The 16,272-nt window shown below is 61.8% G+C and carries 15 protein-coding genes; 8 read left to right on the forward strand and 7 right to left on the reverse strand.

The window, feature by feature from the left end; translation table 11 throughout:
* The first annotated feature begins 272 nt into the window (after positions 1 to 272).
* The gene (locus HRH33_RS07775; protein WP_034137316.1) at positions 273 to 1,499 is read left to right on the forward strand and encodes a class I SAM-dependent methyltransferase; all 1,227 of its coding nucleotides are present in this window, start codon (positions 273 to 275) and stop codon (positions 1,497 to 1,499) included.
* On the opposite strand, the gene HRH33_RS07780 is transcribed toward HRH33_RS07775, so the two are convergent.
* From HRH33_RS07780 to HRH33_RS07795, 4 genes are all read right to left on the reverse strand, one after another.
* On the reverse strand, positions 1,496 to 2,395 hold the full coding sequence (locus HRH33_RS07780; RefSeq protein ID WP_167416476.1) for a DMT family transporter: 900 nt from the start codon (positions 2,393 to 2,395) through the stop codon (positions 1,496 to 1,498). The genes HRH33_RS07775 and HRH33_RS07780 overlap by 4 nt on opposite strands.
* 102 nt (positions 2,396 to 2,497) lie before the next feature.
* On the reverse strand, positions 2,498 to 5,053 hold the full coding sequence (locus HRH33_RS07785; RefSeq protein WP_167416477.1) for a TonB-dependent receptor: 2,556 nt from the start codon (positions 5,051 to 5,053) through the stop codon (positions 2,498 to 2,500).
* A 128-nt stretch (positions 5,054 to 5,181) separates the two neighbouring features.
* Entirely contained in the window at positions 5,182 to 6,150 is a 969-nt protein-coding gene (locus HRH33_RS07790) for a FecR family protein (protein WP_167416478.1), read from the reverse strand.
* Positions 6,147 to 6,686 carry an RNA polymerase sigma factor gene (locus tag HRH33_RS07795; protein WP_034096348.1) on the reverse strand — a complete coding sequence of 180 codons (540 nt, stop codon included), beginning with the start codon at positions 6,684 to 6,686 and terminating at the stop codon, positions 6,147 to 6,149. The genes HRH33_RS07790 and HRH33_RS07795 overlap by 4 nt, the downstream gene beginning before the upstream one ends.
* A gap of 172 nt (positions 6,687 to 6,858) precedes the next feature.
* On the opposite strand from HRH33_RS07795, the gene HRH33_RS07800 reads away from it, so the two are divergent.
* Positions 6,859 to 7,191: a YegP family protein gene (locus tag HRH33_RS07800; RefSeq protein ID WP_034096349.1), complete on the forward strand. Its 333-nt coding sequence runs from the start codon at positions 6,859 to 6,861 to the stop codon at positions 7,189 to 7,191.
* Between the two features lie 53 nt (positions 7,192 to 7,244).
* On the opposite strand, the gene HRH33_RS07805 is transcribed toward HRH33_RS07800, so the two are convergent.
* Positions 7,245 to 8,123, reverse strand: coding sequence for a dihydrodipicolinate synthase family protein (locus tag HRH33_RS07805; protein ID WP_167416479.1), 879 nt, complete (start codon positions 8,121 to 8,123; stop codon positions 7,245 to 7,247).
* A gap of 28 nt (positions 8,124 to 8,151) precedes the next feature.
* Positions 8,152 to 8,934, reverse strand: coding sequence for an aldolase (locus HRH33_RS07810; RefSeq protein WP_167416480.1), 783 nt, complete (start codon positions 8,932 to 8,934; stop codon positions 8,152 to 8,154).
* A gap of 160 nt (positions 8,935 to 9,094) precedes the next feature.
* Between HRH33_RS07810 and HRH33_RS07815 the strand changes: the two genes are divergently transcribed.
* Positions 9,095 to 9,622 (forward strand): helix-turn-helix domain-containing protein, encoded by a 528-nt coding sequence (locus HRH33_RS07815; protein WP_034137322.1) that lies wholly within the window; start codon positions 9,095 to 9,097, stop codon positions 9,620 to 9,622.
* A gap of 336 nt (positions 9,623 to 9,958) precedes the next feature.
* On the opposite strand, the gene HRH33_RS07820 is transcribed toward HRH33_RS07815, so the two are convergent.
* A complete protein-coding gene (locus tag HRH33_RS07820; RefSeq protein ID WP_167416481.1) occupies positions 9,959 to 10,975 on the reverse strand; it encodes a DUF4917 family protein in 1,017 nt (338 codons plus the stop codon).
* 124 nt (positions 10,976 to 11,099) lie between these two features.
* On the opposite strand from HRH33_RS07820, the gene yiaY reads away from it, so the two are divergent.
* The 5 genes from yiaY (at position 11,100) to HRH33_RS07845 (ending at position 16,220) form a co-directional block, all read left to right on the forward strand.
* Positions 11,100 to 12,248 (forward strand): L-threonine dehydrogenase, encoded by a 1,149-nt coding sequence (gene yiaY, locus HRH33_RS07825; RefSeq protein WP_123480492.1) that lies wholly within the window; start codon positions 11,100 to 11,102, stop codon positions 12,246 to 12,248.
* 110 nt (positions 12,249 to 12,358) lie between these two features.
* Entirely contained in the window at positions 12,359 to 13,033 is a 675-nt protein-coding gene (locus tag HRH33_RS07830; protein ID WP_167416482.1) for an NAD(P)H-binding protein, read from the forward strand.
* A complete protein-coding gene (locus HRH33_RS07835) occupies positions 13,033 to 13,986 on the forward strand; it encodes a LysR family transcriptional regulator (protein WP_167416483.1) in 954 nt (317 codons plus the stop codon). Before HRH33_RS07830 ends, HRH33_RS07835 begins: the two co-directional genes overlap by 1 nt.
* 102 nt (positions 13,987 to 14,088) lie before the next feature.
* On the forward strand, positions 14,089 to 15,282 hold the full coding sequence (locus HRH33_RS07840; RefSeq protein WP_173603379.1) for a CaiB/BaiF CoA transferase family protein: 1,194 nt from the start codon (positions 14,089 to 14,091) through the stop codon (positions 15,280 to 15,282).
* Positions 15,279 to 16,220 carry a hydroxymethylglutaryl-CoA lyase gene (locus HRH33_RS07845; protein ID WP_123480488.1) on the forward strand — a complete coding sequence of 314 codons (942 nt, stop codon included), beginning with the start codon at positions 15,279 to 15,281 and terminating at the stop codon, positions 16,218 to 16,220. Before HRH33_RS07840 ends, HRH33_RS07845 begins: the two co-directional genes overlap by 4 nt.
* Positions 16,221 to 16,272 lie beyond the last annotated feature (52 nt).

Genomic DNA, 16,272 nt, shown 5'->3' on the forward strand with positions numbered 1-16,272 from the left:
AGCGCCACCCCCAACACCAAGCCCGGCACAGATAAAACTGTGGGAGGGGGCTTTACTGAGTGAGCGAATTGTGTTGCAAAGGCTAGGTTTGCAGCAGTCCAGCGCCACCCCCGACACCAAGCCCGGCACAGATAAAATTGTGGGGGATTGTCCCCTCCCACATTTAGCCCCAGCAGTGTTCAAGTGCAGTACCGTTGATCAAATAACTCCGTGCCCTGAGCCTCCATCCCCCCTAAAATGCCCGGCATTCCCAGCCCGAGGCGTTTTTGTTCATGTCCGTCACCGCTCAACCCGCCCGCCCTGCGCCGGATCATCACGCCCAGTTCATCGAACTGCTCGGCGAAAGCCTCGCGCACAATGCCTTTATCAAGCTGGTGCTGGCCAAGTACGTCGGTGACGAAGCCGAACTGCAACGGCTGATCATCAAACCGGTGACCGTCAAAGAGCAGGCGTGCCTGTCCTTTGTGTACCGCTACAAAACCCGCGACATCACCAAGAACCTGCCCCTAGCCGAAGGCGTCGCGGCCATTGCCGCACTGTTGCCGACGTCGTTCAAGAACGCGCACTTGCTGGCGCTGACCGACGAAGCCCAGCTGGAATACAGCAAGAAGAACAAAAGTTCGCTGTTCAAGAGCAAGCCGCAGCAACTGCGTGAGGCGCCGTCGGCCGAGCATAACCGCGAAAAAAATCGCTTTCTCGACCTGAGCCGGCCGTTTCTTGCCGACCTGGGCGTGACCGATGCCAAGCAGGCGCTGATCCCATCGATGTCGCGCAAGTGGAAGCAGATCAACAAATTCATCGAGGTGTTCAGCCATGCGCTGACCTCGTCGCCGCTGAAGCTCGATCAGCCGGTGCGGGTCGCCGATTTCGGTTCGGGCAAGGGCTACCTGACGTTTGCCATCCACGATTACCTGCGCAATACCCTCAACGCTGAAGCCCAGGTCACCGGCGTCGAACTGCGCGAAGACATGGTGACCCTATGCAACAGCGCCGCTGCACGCCTGGAACATCCCGGGCTGGTGTTCAAATGCGGCGATGTGCGCAGCGTGGCGCCCAGCGAGCTGGACGTGATGATCGCGCTGCATGCCTGCGACATCGCCACCGACTACGCGATCCACACCGGCATCCGTTCCGGCGCATCGATCATCATGTGCTCGCCGTGCTGCCATAAGCAGATCCGCCTGCAGATCCAGAGCCCGGCGCTGCTCAAGCCGATGCTGCAATACGGTCTGCACCTGGGCCAGCAGGCGGAAATGGTCACCGACAGTCTGCGTGCGCTGTTCCTCGAAGCCTGTGGTTACGAGACCAAAGTGTTCGAGTTCATCTCGCTGGAACACACCAACAAGAACAAGATGATCCTGGCGGTCAAACGCGCCGAGCCGGTGGATAACGCCTCGTTACTGGAGAAAATCCAGGCCCTCAAGGCGTACTACCACATCACCGAACACTGCCTGGAAACCCTGCTGCGCGCGGATGGTTACCTGGGCACCCGCCGTTAAACTGCGCTGGGCTTGGGAACTGGCGCAGGCTGCACCGCTGTCTTGCGCCCCAGCATCACCGTCACGATCACCCCGCAGGCGAACACCCACGTGATCGGCTCGATCTGTTCGCCGAAGAACAGCGCCGAGAACGCAATGGTGAAGAAGATCTGCAGCAGTTGAATCTGGCTGACCCGTGCGATGCCGCCCATGGCCAGCCCGGCGTACCAGGCGAAGAAACCGAGGAACTGCGAGAACAGCGACACATAGCCGAACGCCCACCAGGTGCGCGCCGAGATCGCGCCCTGATGCTGCGCCGCCAGGTACCACACCGGGCCGATCAGCAACGGTGTCGACAGCACCAATGCCCAGCAGATCACCTGCCAGCCGCCCATTTCCTTGGCCAATCGGCCGCCTTCGGCATATCCCAAGCCGCCCACGGCAATGGCACCGAGCATCAGTAGGTCGCCGGCTTGAATACTGCCGGCGCCGGTAATCAGCGCATAACTGAGCACCAGCCCACTGCCCAGCGCTGCGCAGGCCCAGAAGGCTTTGGACGGTCGTTCATGGGACAGCCACGCCGCATACAGCGCCACGCACAAGGGTTGCAAACCGTTGACCAGCGCACCATGGGACGCCGGTAAGGTTTGCATGGCCCAGGCCGACAACACCGGAAAACCCAGGATCACCCCGGCGATCACCAGGCCCAGGCCGCGCACCTGGCGCCAAGTGGGCCAACGCTCGCGGCGCCACAGCAACAGCGCTGCCGCCGGCACCGCAGCGAATAACGCGCGGCCCAGGCCGTTGAGCAACGGGTGCATGTCCTGCACCACGATGCGGGTGAAGGGCAGGGTCAGGCTGAAGATGATGACGCCCAGCAGGCCGAGGGCCGTACCGGTGTTTTCGCGCGAACTCATAAGGGGGGCCGGAATCAAGAGGGCTTCATGGAATGCCCATCTAGCCACAACCCCCGCCGATCAAGGGCCTACAGCTGCGTGCGGATTTATCCGTACAGTTGTTCAGAAAAAACGCGTGACGCTGATCTTCGCATCGCGGCCCTTGGTGTAGGCCCGATCGCCGCTCAGGGCCGGGCGGTAGTTATTGTTGAACATATTGTCGAGGGTGAAGTTGACTTCGGTGCCCTTGAGGTAAGCCTGCTGCGGTTTCCATTTGGCGAACAGGCCCTGGGTGTTGTAGCGCTTGTTGTTGTATTGGTCGTAGAAGGTGTCGCCGACGCTGCTGCCGGGGCCGCCGGAGTATTTGTCGCTGGGCAGGCGGTCGGTGGCGCCGATGAACTGGCCCATCCATCCCACTTGGGCATCCCACGCCGGAATATGGGTGCCGAGCACCAGTACCCATTTGGTCGGCGGGATGTCCCGCGCCGATACGTTCGGCCCCCAAGGGTTGGTGTAGGCGCCTTCATGCTGGCCGGTGGTGTAGGCGTAGGACACCGAACCGAACAGGTACGTGGAGTTATAGAACGATTCCACCTCGAAACCCTTGATGGTCACGCCGCCGATATTGCGGTAGTTGGACATCGGCCCCGGCGGGCAGGCCGTGGAAATCGTGCCGCCATTGATTGCCTGGTTCTGGCAGCCGACGCCGGTGGCCTTGAAGATTTCATCTTCGACTTTGTTGTGGAACAGCGTGGTACGCACTTGCAGGCTGTCGTCCTGGGCGATCAGGTTATCGAAACTGGTGATGTTGCCCACAGTGATCGACGTGATGCGTTCCGGGTCCAGATCGACGCTGGTGGCGGTGCGACTGCCCACGCCCTGCACTTCGTATTGTTCGTCGATCACCGGCGCGCGCCAGGTCTGACTCCAGTTGGCGAACAGCCCGACCTGCGGGGTGACGGTCCAGAACACCGCCAGACGGGGCGACCAGCCGGTGTAGGTGCGGTCGCTGTAGTCATGGCCGACTGCCGGGTTGGGGTTGCTGTAGTACGGCGCATCGTTGGCCTCGCCACGGTTGCGCACATGGTCGTAGCGCAAGGACGGAGTGACCGTCACGTCGCCAAGGGTTACCGCATCCTGAATGAAGAAACTGTTGGTATCGACCTTGCCGTGAGGCATGAAGCCCGGCTGGAAATGCCCGTAGTTGTAGCGCGGCGTGTTGTAGGTGGCGCCAGGCATCCACATCTCGGTTTCCCGCGTGTGTTTGCGGATCTGCGTGCCGACGGTGACCGCGTGCTGCAGCGGCCCGGTGTCGAACAGGCTGACGTTGCGGATGTCGAGGTTTTTGTCGGTGTAGGCGGTGTCCATCCGGCGCCCGCCGCTGGCCAGTTGGAAAAACGCCGTGGCGGTGCGCTCGTCGGTTTGCTCGGTGTCGGACTGCGAATATTTGACGGTCAGATCCACCAGCGGGTTATCCAGGGGCTGGTATTCGTACTTGCCGGACCAAGTGGTGTCGACCGTATCGCGGTTGGCCAGGAAACGCTTCAACGCGCCTTCGTAGCCGTAGCGGTCGATATTGGCCAGGGTCGGTGGCGTGGGGTAGCTGGCGGCGGAAAACGGCGTCCAGCGATCGCTGTGGGAACGCGAGTAGGACAGGCCCACGCTGTGTTCATCGGTGAAGTGCGCATTGACCTTGAACAACTGCCCATCGACGTTCTGCGCAGAGTTGGGCAGGCGCTGGGGGTTGATCGGGTACTGGTTATTTTCGTTGGGCAACTTGCCGGCAACCTTCATGTCGTCGCCATCGCGCTTGGTCAGGTAGGCCAGGGCGTCGAAACGGCCATCGTCGGTGCGACCGAACACGGCACTGCTGTAGACCTGCTCGTGGTCGTTACTGGAGTAACCGTACTTGAGCATCGCGCCGCTGTTGCGGCCGTCTTGCAGCAAGTCCGGGGCGTCCTTGGTGGTCATGTTGACCGTGCCGCCAAAGCCGCCGTTACCGGTGAAGGGCGAGTTGGGGCCTTTCTCTACTTCGATGCTCTTGATCAGCTCAGGCTCGATAAACACCGTGCCCTGTTGGTAGCGTTCGAAGCCGCTCTTGGTGGCGCCGTCGACGGTGAGCGGCACGTCTTCGGCATCGCCGAAACCGCGAATGTTGATGGTCTGGCCACCGGGTTTGAGCGAGCCACCCTGGCTGACCCCGGGCAGGGTCTGCAGCAGGCTGGGAATGTTATTGGCTTGGTAGCGCTCGATATCCGCCTGGCTCAAGGTGGAGCGGCCGACGGTGCTGGAGTCGACTTCATTGCCGGTGCCGATCACGCTCAGGGCTTCCAGCTGGATGGCGCCGCTGGTGGTGGTCCTGGCCTCTTCGGGTTTGACCACGTAAGTGCTGCCGACTTTGATCAGGATGAACTCGCCATTGGACAGCAAGTTGCGGATTGCCGTCTCTGCGCTGTAGTCACCGTTGAGTGCCGGCGCCTGCACGTTCTTGAGCTGGGCCTCGTCGAACAGCAACTGGATTTTCGTCTGCTGCGCCACTTGGCTCAGGGACGCGGCCAACGGCTGGGCGGGCAGGTGCAGGGTGAACGATTCGGCCTGGGCGCCGAGGCTGAATGCCAGGCAGGTGACGGCAAGGGTCGGTCGAAACAACGGCAGAGCAAGGCAAGGCGCGCGAAGCATGAAATCCCCCAGGGTGGCTAAATGGCCAAAAAGGCGTGCGTATCAAACGCAGACGGGAGGAAGACGGGGCTGCAGAAAAAATCCACACATGCGAATGCAAAATATTCTCAAGTGTGGCGCTCTGCGGATTAACGGTTCGGTTCGATCCTGATCGCGCCGTCGGCCAGCACCACGGTTTTCACCGGCAGCAGCGCGGGCAGGGCGTTGAGCAGCGCATCGGGGTCATTCACATCCAGGTTGCCCGATACCCTCAACTGCGCCACCGCCTGACTGACCTGCAACGGTGCCTGAGGGCGGTACAGGCTCACTTCGTCGATCAGGCTGGCCAGCTCGCGATTGCGAAACGCCAGGTGCCCGCTGCGCCAATCCGCCACCGTTTCGTCGGTGAGGGAGGATTGCACCAGCGTGCCTTTGGCGTAGTTGTAACCGGCGCGTTGCTGCGCCCCGAGCATGGCGACCGGGCTTTTGGCCGTGGGTTCGAACGCGACCTGACCGTGGGCAACGCTGACCACCAGTTGTTGCGGGCTGCGGCGCACATCGAAACCGGTACCGACCACCCGCACGCGGGCTTCCCCCGCGTGCACGAACAATGGCCGTTCCTTGTCGGCGGCCACTTCGATATACAGCTGGCCCTGATCCAAGTGCACGATGCGCTGGTGGGCGCTGAAGTCCACGCGCAGGCGGGTGTTAGCGTTCACGTACAGCGTGCTGCCATCCGGCAGGTTCAGGGTGCGCGTGCCTTTGGCTTGGGCCGCCACCTGGGTGTGATACAGCTCGCGGGGCGCGCCGAGGTGCGTCGCCATCACCGCGCACAACACGGCGGCGGCCACCGCCAGCGCCGGACGCCACGGGGACGATTTACGGGGCGCCAGCGCCACGGGTTTGTTCAGTTGCTGCAATTGGGCCAGGTCGGCCCACAATTGTTCGAACTCGGCATAAGCACGGGCATGTGCTGGCACCGCGTACCAGGCCGCGAAGGCCTTGCGGTCGGCACGGCCGGTGTCCTCACGGTTGCGTGCAAACCAACTGGCGGCTTGGGCATCGATGGAGTCGCTGGCTTCGATATCCAGGCTGTCGGTGTCGCTCAGGCGGTTCATTCTGGCTGCTCCGTGCCGGGGTCGTGTTGAAGGCGTCGCTTGCAATGCAGCAGGGCAAAGGCAATGTGCTTTTCCACCATGCTGGTCGAAATGCCCATGCGCTCAGCGATCTGCGCCTGGCTCAGGCCTTCGAAGCGGTGCAGCATAAGGGCTTCTCGTCGGCGGGGCGAGAGTTCGGCGAGGACTTCTTTCAACTGTTCCAGGCGTTGCAGGCGCAGGGCGGCGGCCATGGGTTCGTTTTGCTCGTCGGTGAGTGCCTCGCAGGGCTTGTCGGCTTGTTCGCCATGCACGCTCTGGCGCACCTTTTGTTTGCGCCAGTGGTCACGCAGCAGGTTGCGCGCCATCTGGAACAGAAACGCCCGAGGCTGCTCGACCTTGGCTCGGTCGCGGTAATCCAGCCATTGGGTGAACACGTCCTGAGTCATGTCCGCCGCGTCGCTGACGTTGTCGGTGCGCTTGCGCAGGAAATGCAGAATGTCTGCATAAAACCCGCGAAAGGCATCGGCCGACAGCGGGTCGGGCTTGGGACGAGACATGGATATCCTTCTTGACGACGTAGGCTGTGGAAAACGTCGCGAATGATATCGAGAACTATTGTCATTTGTCTCCAGGTAAATACCGGACGCCTGTTCAGGCTGGCAATACGGGGTGCTTAGCCTTTAATCCTACGAGCTGGTAAACGAAATCCCACTTCGAAGGAACACAATCATGGCTGGATGGTATGAGTTGAGTAAAAGCAGCAACGGGCAGTTTCGTTTTGTGCTGAAGGCGGCGAACGCAGAAACCATTTTGACCAGCGAGCTTTACGCCACCCGCAGCGCTGCAGAAAACGGCATCGCTTCCGTGCAGACCAACAGCCCGCATGACGAGCGCTATGAGCGAAAGCTGGCCCAGAACGGTAAGCCGTACTTCAACCTTAAGGCGGCCAATCACCAAGTGATTGGCACCAGTGAGCAGTACTCTTCAGAAGCGGCGCGGGACCAGGGTATTGCCAGCGTCAAGAGCAATGGCCCAAGCACCACGATCAAGGACAAGACCTGACGTTGCAGAGGTATAGCCAACGCCCCGGCTCATAGGAACCGGGGCGTTTTGATTCAAACGGCTTCCAGCAAGCCCTTGAGTTGATTGCGTGCGGTATCGCCCAGCGGGAACACCGGTAACCGCGGGTCTCCCACCTCCAAACCGGTCAAGCCCAAGCCCGCCTTGATCGTCGCCGGCAGCCCGCCCTTGAGGATGAAGTCCAGCAACGGCAACTGTTGATAGAACAGGGCCTGCGCCTGGCTCAGGTCATTGGCCAGCACCGCGTCATACAACGCCAGGTTCAGCGCTGGGATCAGGTTCGGCGCCGCCGTGCACCAGCCCTTGGCGCCGGCCACGAAGGCTTCCAGCGCCAGTGGGTTGCAGCCGTTGTAGAACGGCACATCGCTGCGACGGCGCAGCTGGTGCATGCGCTGGATATCGCCGGTGCTCTCCTTGACCATGGTCACGTTGTCGACCTGTTCCACGATACGCAGGATCAAGTCCACCGACATGTCCGTACCGCTGGTGGCCGGGTTGTTGTAGAGCATGATGGGCACGCCGATGCTGGCACCGATCGCGGCGTAGTGGGCGAGGATTTCGGCTTCGCTGAGTTTCCAGTAGGAGGCAGGCAGCACCATCACGACGTCGGCGCCATGGGCTTCGGCGTAGCGCGCGCGGCGCACGGCTTTGGCGGTGGTCAGGTCGGACACACTGACGATGGTCGGCACGCGTTTGCCGACTTTTTCCAGGCTGTAGGCGCTGACTTCGTCCCACTCGGTGTCGCTCAGATACGCGCCTTCTCCGGTGCTGCCCAAGGGCGCGATGGCATGCACACCGCCGGCGATCAAGCGGTCGATGGAGCGGCCGAGCGCGTCGAAGTCGATGCGTTGCCCATCGGCGCTGAACGGGGTGATGGTGTAGCCGATGATGCCGTGAATGTTGAGGCTGGACATGGGAATTCTCCGGTCAAAAAGGGGGGCTTCAGTTCAGGCAATCGACGTGCTGGTGCAGGGTCTGCCGTGCGTAGTAGTTGAACGCGGCGCCGTGGCGCTTGGGTTTGGAGATCCAGTCATGGGCCTCGCGCCCCAGTTCCGGCAAGATCGGTTGGATCGTCCCGGCCGCCATTGCCAGCAACTGCAACTTGGCCGCGCGTTCGATCAACTGCGCGATCACGCAGGCCTCCTCGATGGCTGCCCCGGTCGACAACTGGCCGTGGTGCGAGAGCAGAATCGCGCGCTTGTCCCCCAGGGCCGTGGTGATGATTGCCCCTTCCTCATTGCCCACCGGCACACCCGGCCAGGTTTGCAGGAATGCGCAGTCGTCGTACAGCGGGCAGAGGTCCATGTGCGAGACCTGCAACGGCACTTCCAGCATCGACAGCGCGGCGACATGGGTAGGGTGGGTGTGGATGATGCAATTCACATCCGGGCGGCCACGGTATACCCAGGTGTGAAAGCGGTTGGCCGGGTTGGGAATGCCGTGGCCTTCCAGCACTTCCAGGTCTTCGTTGACCAGCAGTAGGTTGCTGGCGGTGATTTCGTCAAACCCCAGGCCTAACGGCTGGGTGTAATAGGTGCCTGGCATTGGCCCGCGTGCGGTGATCTGCCCGGCCAGGCCGGAGTCGTGGCCATGGTCGAACAGGATGCGACACGTGAGCGCCAGCTTTTGCCGGTCGGTCCACGTATTATCCGCCAGGGTGTTTTGCATCTGGGTCAGTGCATGCTTGACCAGTTGGTCTTTGGGGAGCGCTAATGTCTTGGCCATATCGGTGTCCTTTGAGGGTTGCAATGGACGTCGGATTTGCTGGTCTCCCGCTGCTCGCAAGGTCGTTGGGTGAACGCAAATGACACTAAAGATGCTATATGACACAAAGTGTCATTGGCAAGCACGGCTCATCGTTTCCTGCATGGATTAATCGCAGCGCATGTCTATCCGTTTGAAATTATTGAGAAAAAAACTTGGCGTTACGTTGGAGACCCTGGCGGAAAAGTCCGGGATGACCAAAAGTTACCTGTCCAAGGTGGAGCGCGGGCTCAACACGCCGTCCATCGCCGCCGCGCTGAAATTGGCCAAGGCCCTCAACGTGAACGTCGAGGAGTTGTTCAGCGAGGAACGCGCAAGTCTCGACAGCTACAGCCTGGTGCGCAGCCATGAGCGCCCCGACACGTCACCGGGCTATGCCGTGCTTGCCCACCAGGTCAGCGAACGCAGCCTGTTGCCCTTTATCATCTACCCGCCCGCGGAGTTCTCCGACAAGACCTTCAAGGAACACGTGGGGGAAGAGTTTCTGTTCGTGCACGAAGGCCAGGTGGAAGTGGATTTCATGAACGAACGCGTGATCCTCGAGCGCGGCGATGCGCTGCATTTCAACGCGCAGAAGCCGCACCGCATCCGCTCGGTGGGGCCGGTGCAGGCGCAGCTGTTGGTGGTGGTTCACAGTACTGATGAGTGAGGTTCTTGCAGTAAGCAGGGCTGTCCCGCGCTGGACCGCGAAATGGCTCCCAAGCCAAGCGCCCGCCAGGTAACCACGTTGTCTGGAGTGGGGCTGCTCCACAGCCCAGCGCAGGGCAAGCCTGCTCATCACAGCGTACGCATCAGCCTTTGAGATGTGTGTAGAGACCTGTGTCAGTCAGCTCATGGGTAACTGACACGCCGCTATCGGAGGCATGGGTATCTACATCTCTTCGGTGAAAACATCACCAGAAAAATGCGGTTTTAGTGGTGAGCAGGCTTGCCCTGCGCGAGGCAAGCCCGTTCACCACAGCGCTATAGAGCCGCTTTAGGATATCTATGTCTCCACGGGGACCGACAACGCCGGATTACCCAATGCGTGAGTGCGCGCCGCAAAGAACTTCAGCGCGACTCCAGTGCCGTCGAACAACTGCGAATACCGGCGCTTCTGCTGACGAATGAACCCCTCACTGCGCCCCGACACCGAGATCGCCAATGTGCTGGGGCGAGCGTGGCGAATCGCGTCCACCAGGTGGCTGTCCTGCGTGCCCAACTCGTGGCCGAAGACGCACAACGCACCCTGATGGTTGAGCAGTTGCGCGTAACAGTACGACAGGTAATCCGAACTGCGGATGGTCTTGAGCTTCTCCTGAACGCTACCTTCGCTGACGAACAGCGGCACATCGTCCAGGGTCTTGAGGGTGTTGTTGATCGCGAAACTGCTGAGCAGGGTGCTGTCGGTACTCGGCAGTTTGCGCGCGGTGCCGTCGAGGTTGCGCACCAGATGCAGGCCGCCATGCAGGTAGAGGATACGCGTGGCGTCGGTGCGGGTGTCACGTAGATCGAAGCAAGCTTCGGCGCCGCGAAACAGGTCATCGATGCCCGGGGCGTGCAGGATCGCCCAATAGTTGAGCAAGTCGTAATTGCTGGTGAACACCGTGGAGTAGCGAGCCAGCTCGCCATTGATCGCCGCCAGGGTCGAGGGCTGCACCAGGCGCCATGGGATATGCACGGCGTGGATGGTATTGATCAGCGCTTCCTTGATCGCGTAATAGCGATTGCGTGGCGCGGCCGAGCTGACTGCCAGCGCTTTGTTGACCCGGCTGGTGGTTTTCAACGCGCCCAGGGCTTGCTCGAAGCTGCGGGTCTGTAACGCATCAAACACACTGAGTTCGGAGGCGCTCAAGGGTTTTTCTTCGACGGTGCGGGCGTTTTCGAACAGTGAGTCGTAGGCAAAGTCTTCCCAGATCGCCCGGCTGGCGCCGTTGCCGATCAGTATCGCGCTGAAGTCGTGGGTGCTACGCAGCGCGCTCCAGTCTTCAAGGTGGGCGTCAATATCCTGGAAATCCTTCATTGCGGCGGGTCTACTCGAAATCGGCTGGGCGGTGACTTTATCACGAGCCGGCGTTGATCTTGATCAAGGTGCGCCAGGCGGCTGAGGTTGATGCTGTACCTATAACGTCATCCGAGGATTCGCCATGAGCAGCACTTTCTTTATTCCCGCCGTCAACATCATGGGCACCGATTGCCTCGACGAAGCCATGAATGCCATTCGCAACTATGGTTTTCGCAAGGCCCTGATCGTCACCGACGCAGGGCTTGCCAAGGCCGGCGTGGCCGCGATGATCGCCGAGAAACTGGCGATGCAGGACATCGACTCGGTGATCTACGACGGCGCCAAACCCAACCCCAATGTGGAAAACGTCGAGAAAGGCCTGGCGCTGTTGCAGCACAGCGCCTGTGACTTTGTGGTGTCCCTGGGCGGCGGCTCGCCCCATGACTGCGCCAAGGGCATTGCACTGTGCGCCACCAACGGTGGGCATATCGGCGACTACGAAGGTGTCGACCGATCCAGCAAACCGCAACTGCCGCTGGTGGCCATCAACACCACCGCCGGCACCGCCAGCGAAATGACCCGGTTCTGCATCATCACCGACGAAACCCGCCACGTGAAAATGGCCATTGTCGACCGTAACGTCACGCCGCTGCTGTCGGTCAACGACCCATCGCTGATGGTCGGCATGCCCAAGGGCCTCACTGCCGCCACCGGCATGGACGCCCTGACCCACGCCATCGAAGCCTACGTGTCCACTGCCGCCACGCCGATCACCGACGCTTGCGCGATCAAGGCCATTGAACTGATCAGCGCCAACCTGCGCCTGGCCGTACGTGACGGCAGCGACAAAGTTGCGCGGGAGAACATGGCCTACGCGCAGTTCCTCGCCGGCATGGCCTTCAACAACGCGTCCCTGGGCTTCGTGCACGCCATGGCGCACCAGTTGGGCGGTTTCTACGATCTGCCCCACGGCGTGTGCAACGCGGTATTGCTGCCTCACGTACAAAGCTTCAACGCCAGCGTCAGCGCCAAACGCCTGAGCGACGTCGGCCGCGCCCTGGGCGCCAATACCCAAGGCGCCAGTGACGAAGAGGGCGCCCAACTCGCCATCGCCGCCATCCGCAGCCTGGCCCACGACGTGGAAATCCCCGCCGGCCTGCGTGAACTGGGCGCCAAGTTGCAGGACATTCCCCTGCTGGCCACCAACGCACTCAAGGACGCCTGCGGGCTGACCAACCCACGCCGGGCCGATCAGCGTCAGATTGAGGAGATCTTTCGCAGCGCGTTTTGAGAGGGGTAGGCGTAAGCCGCAAGCGTTAAGCTATAAGTTGCCAAGGTGTGATACTTACACTGCGATCACTATGTGGTTTATAGCTTGCGGCTTAACGCTGAGGTCCCTTTATGAGAGTTCTGTTATTCGGCGCCACTGGCATGGTCGGCCAGGGCGTGTTGCGCGAGTGCCTGCTGGCGGCGGATGTGCAGGAGGTCGTCGCGGTTGGCCGTACGCCGCTGCCTCAGGTGCATGGCAAGCTGCATCAGGTGTTGCACGCCGATATGCTGGATTTCCAGCCGTTGGAAAATCTGTTGCAAGGCTTCGATGCGTGTTTCTTCTGCCTGGGTGTTTCTTCGGCGGGCATGAGTGAAGCGCGCTACACCCATCTGACTTACGACCTGACCCTCGTCGCCGCCAGTACCCTGGCGCGGCTCAATCCGCAGATGACGTTTATCTACGTGTCCGGCGCCGGCACCGACAGTACCGAGATGGGCAAGTCGATGTGGGCGCGGGTCAAGGGCAAGACCGAGAATGCTTTGCTGCGCTTGCCGTTCAAGGCGGTCTACCTGTTCCGCCCCGGGGTCATTCAGCCGTTGCATGGCGTGCGTTCCAAGACGCCGCTGTATCAGGCGTTCTACAAGCTGTTCGGGCCGTTGCTTTCGCTGGTGCGTCGGATAAAACCCGAATGGGTAGTGAGCACCGAGTCGGTCGGGCGTGGGATGCTGGCGGCGGTACGCCATGGCGCGCCGCAGGCAGTGGTGGAACAGGCCCAGATCCAGCGTCTGGCCAGCGAGCGTGTGTGATGTTGCACAAGAGCCTGGTGCGGCGCCTGGACCTGATCACCCTGCAACTATTCGTCGCGGTGTTCGAAGAGGGCACGCTGACCCGCGCCGCCACCCGTGAAGCCATCGCAGTGTCCGCCGCCAGCAAACGCTTGATGGAATTGGAGCAGGTGCTCGGAGTCAGTCTGTTTGTGCGCCGGGCCAAAGGCATGGAGCTGACGGCAGCCGGCGAGACCCTGCTTCACCATGCGCGCAGGATGCTGTTCAACGTCGAAAAAATGGGCCTGGAGCTGGGCGAACACAGCCATGGTGTGCGCGGTTATGTGCGGATGCTGGCCAATCTGTCCGCGATCATTCAGTTCCTGCCCGAAGACCTGCGGGATTTTTCCGAGCTGCATCCCGAAGTCAAAACCGATCTGGAAGAGCGCCCCAGCAACGGCGTAGTGCAAGGTGTACTGGACGGGGTGGCGGACCTGGGAATCTGCTCCTGCGACACCGACACCAAGGGCCTGCCCAGCGTGACCTATCGCCACGACAAACTGGTGGTGCTGATGCCGGCCGATCATCCGCTCGCGGCCTGGCCGGCCCTGGCGTTCGCCGACACCCTGGGCAGCGATCACATCGGCCTGCACGCCGCCAGCTCGATCAACATGCGCACCCATGCCGCCGCGCGCGAGGCTGGCCAGATGCTGCGCCTGCGCATTCATGTGCCGGGGTTCGATGCGATGTGTCGCATGGTCCAGGCCAAGATGGGCATCGGCATCCTGCCGCGCAAAGCCTATGAGCTGTTCGGCCGCCCGCTGGGCCTGCACGCCGTGGCGCTGACGGACGCCTGGTCGGACCGCAGTCTGATCCTGGTCGTACGCGATGAAACACAGTTGTCGCCTGTCAGCCGTTTACTGTTCGACTACCTGAGTCTCTCAGTGCCTTCCCTGGAGCGGCCTGACAGCCTGGTCCTACGGAAAAATCCCTGAGCGTTCGCGTTTAACGAACGCTCCTTGTCAACTGACGGTTGGATTTCTCCCGCAGCGGTCCTCTAGCCTTGGTCACTATTCCAAGAATAAGAGGGACTCCCGATGACGGCTCCACTAAGCGGAATCAAGGTGATCGAGATCGGCACGCTGATCGCAGCGCCGTTTTCCGCACGGCTGATGGCAGAATTTGGCGCCGATGTGATCAAGATCGAATCCATGGGGCAGGGCGATCCGCTTCGCAAATGGCGAAAGCTGCACGAGGGCACTTCGCTGTGGTGGTACCTGCAATCGCGCAACAAGAAGTCCCTGGCCCTGGACCTCAAGTCCAGTGAAGGCCTGGACCTGATCATGCAACTGCTCGGCGATGCCGACGTCCTGATCGAAAACCTGCGCCCCGGCGGCCTGGAAAAACTCGGCCTGGGCTGGGAGGTGCTGCACGCGCTGAACCCTAAGCTGACCCTGGTGCGCATCTCCGGCTACGGCCAGACCGGGCCGTACCGTGATCGTCCGGGCTTTGGTGCCATCGGCGAGGCCATGGGCGGCATTCGCTACACCACCGGCAACCCGGAATCGCCTCCGGCGCGGGTCGGGGTAAGCCTCGGCGATTCCCTGGCCTCGTTGCATGGAGTGATTGGCGCGTTGATGTCGTTGCTGCGGGTCAAGACCGGCCAGGGCGAGGGGCAGGTCGTCGATGTGTCCCTGGCTGAAAGCGTGTTCAACGTGATGGAAAGCCTGGTGCCGGAATACGACATGCTCGGCCATGTGCGCGAGCGCAGCGGCGGTGCGTTGCCTGGCATCGCGCCATCTAATACCTACCCGACCGCCGACGGTGCCTACGTGGTGATCGCCGGCAACAGCGACCCGATCTACAGGCGTCTGATGCACGCCATCGGCCGCGCCGACCTGGCCGACGCGCCCGAACTTGCTCACAACGACGGCCGCGCCGCCCAAAGCGCCGTGCTGGACGCGGCCATCACCCACTGGACCAGCAGCCAGCCCATCGACCGCGTGCTCAGCGCCCTGGAGGCTGCCGAAGTGCCGGCCGGTCGCATTTATTCAGTGGCGGATATCGTCAGTGACCCGCACTACCAGGCCCGCGACATGCTGCTCGATGCCCAGTTGCCCGGCGGTGTGTCGGTGAAGATGCCAGGCATCGTGCCCAAGCTCTCGCAAACCCCCGGCGGCGTGAATTGGCAGGGGCCCGCGCTGGGTCAGCACACCGACGAAATCCTCGGCAACCTGGGCTTGGGTGGTCCTGATATCCAACGCTTGAGAGCTTCGGGGGTGGTGCAATGATCCAGCGTTATGACGACCCGTTGATCGTGCAGGAGGTGTCGCCGCGCGATGGCCTGCAGATCGAGCCGACCTGGGTCGAGACCGCCGATAAGATTGCCTTGATCGATCAGTTGTCCCTCGCCGGTTTTTCCCGCATCGAAGCCGGCTCGTTCGTGTCGCCCAAGGCCATCCCGGCGCTGCGCGACGGCGAGCAGGTGTTCCAGGGCATCGAACGTCGGCCGGGGGTGATCTACGTGGCGCTGATCCCCAACCTCAAGGGGGCTCAGCGTGCTATCGAATCCCGCGCCGATGAATTGAACCTGGTGATGTCCGCCAGCCAAACCCACAACCTGGCCAACATGCGCATGCGCTGCGAAGCGTCCTTGGCGGCGTTCGCCGATGTCGCGCGGTTCGCCGCCGAGCATCCGGTACGTCTCAACGCCAGCATCGCCACCACCTTTGGATGCCCGTTCGAAGGCAAGATCGACGAAGACCGGGTGCTGCAGATTGTCGAGGCGTACCAGACGCTGGGTATCCAGGGCATCAGCCTGGCCGACACCACCGGCATGGCCAACCCGCGTCAGGTGGCGCGCCTGGTCAAACGCGTGTTGCAGCGGGTTTCTGCGCGGGATCTGACCCTGCATTTTCATAACACCCGCGGCCTGGGCCTGTGCAATGTGCTGGCGGCCTATGACGCTGGCGCGCGTCGCTTCGATGCGGCGCTCGGCGGCCTGGGCGGCTGCCCGTTTGCGCCGGGGGCGTCGGGCAATATCTGCACTGAAGATTTGGTCAACCTGTGTGATGAAGTGGGCATTCACACCGGTATCGACCTGCCGCACCTGTTGCAGTTGTCCCGGCGCTTGCCGGCGCTGCTGGGTCACGAATTGCCCGGCCAGGTGGTCAAGGCTGGGCGTAATTGCGACCTGCATCCACCACCGGCGTACACCGCCGCGTTGTAACGCTTCACCAGACAACAAAAACAATCGGACGCCGTAGAGCGATCCGCTGGGA

This window comes from Pseudomonas rhodesiae, assembly GCF_013285305.1.
GTDB classification, from domain to species: Bacteria; Pseudomonadota; Gammaproteobacteria; order Pseudomonadales; family Pseudomonadaceae; genus Aquipseudomonas; species Aquipseudomonas rhodesiae.

Coding starts and splice junctions, on each gene's coding strand:
- HRH33_RS07775 (WP_034137316.1), top strand. CDS start 273: ATGTCCGTCACCGCTCAACCCGCCCGCCCTGCGCCGGATCATCACGCC.
- HRH33_RS07780 (WP_167416476.1), bottom strand. CDS start 2,395: ATGAGTTCGCGCGAAAACACCGGTACGGCCCTCGGCCTGCTGGGCGTC.
- HRH33_RS07785 (WP_167416477.1), bottom strand. CDS start 5,053: ATGCTTCGCGCGCCTTGCCTTGCTCTGCCGTTGTTTCGACCGACCCTT.
- HRH33_RS07790 (WP_167416478.1), bottom strand. CDS start 6,150: ATGAACCGCCTGAGCGACACCGACAGCCTGGATATCGAAGCCAGCGAC.
- HRH33_RS07795 (WP_034096348.1), bottom strand. CDS start 6,686: ATGTCTCGTCCCAAGCCCGACCCGCTGTCGGCCGATGCCTTTCGCGGG.
- HRH33_RS07800 (WP_034096349.1), top strand. CDS start 6,859: ATGGCTGGATGGTATGAGTTGAGTAAAAGCAGCAACGGGCAGTTTCGT.
- HRH33_RS07805 (WP_167416479.1), bottom strand. CDS start 8,123: ATGTCCAGCCTCAACATTCACGGCATCATCGGCTACACCATCACCCCG.
- HRH33_RS07810 (WP_167416480.1), bottom strand. CDS start 8,934: ATGGCCAAGACATTAGCGCTCCCCAAAGACCAACTGGTCAAGCATGCA.
- HRH33_RS07815 (WP_034137322.1), top strand. CDS start 9,095: ATGTCTATCCGTTTGAAATTATTGAGAAAAAAACTTGGCGTTACGTTG.
- HRH33_RS07820 (WP_167416481.1), bottom strand. CDS start 10,975: ATGAAGGATTTCCAGGATATTGACGCCCACCTTGAAGACTGGAGCGCG.
- yiaY (WP_123480492.1), top strand. CDS start 11,100: ATGAGCAGCACTTTCTTTATTCCCGCCGTCAACATCATGGGCACCGAT.
- HRH33_RS07830 (WP_167416482.1), top strand. CDS start 12,359: ATGAGAGTTCTGTTATTCGGCGCCACTGGCATGGTCGGCCAGGGCGTG.
- HRH33_RS07835 (WP_167416483.1), top strand. CDS start 13,033: ATGTTGCACAAGAGCCTGGTGCGGCGCCTGGACCTGATCACCCTGCAA.
- HRH33_RS07840 (WP_173603379.1), top strand. CDS start 14,089: ATGACGGCTCCACTAAGCGGAATCAAGGTGATCGAGATCGGCACGCTG.
- HRH33_RS07845 (WP_123480488.1), top strand. CDS start 15,279: ATGATCCAGCGTTATGACGACCCGTTGATCGTGCAGGAGGTGTCGCCG.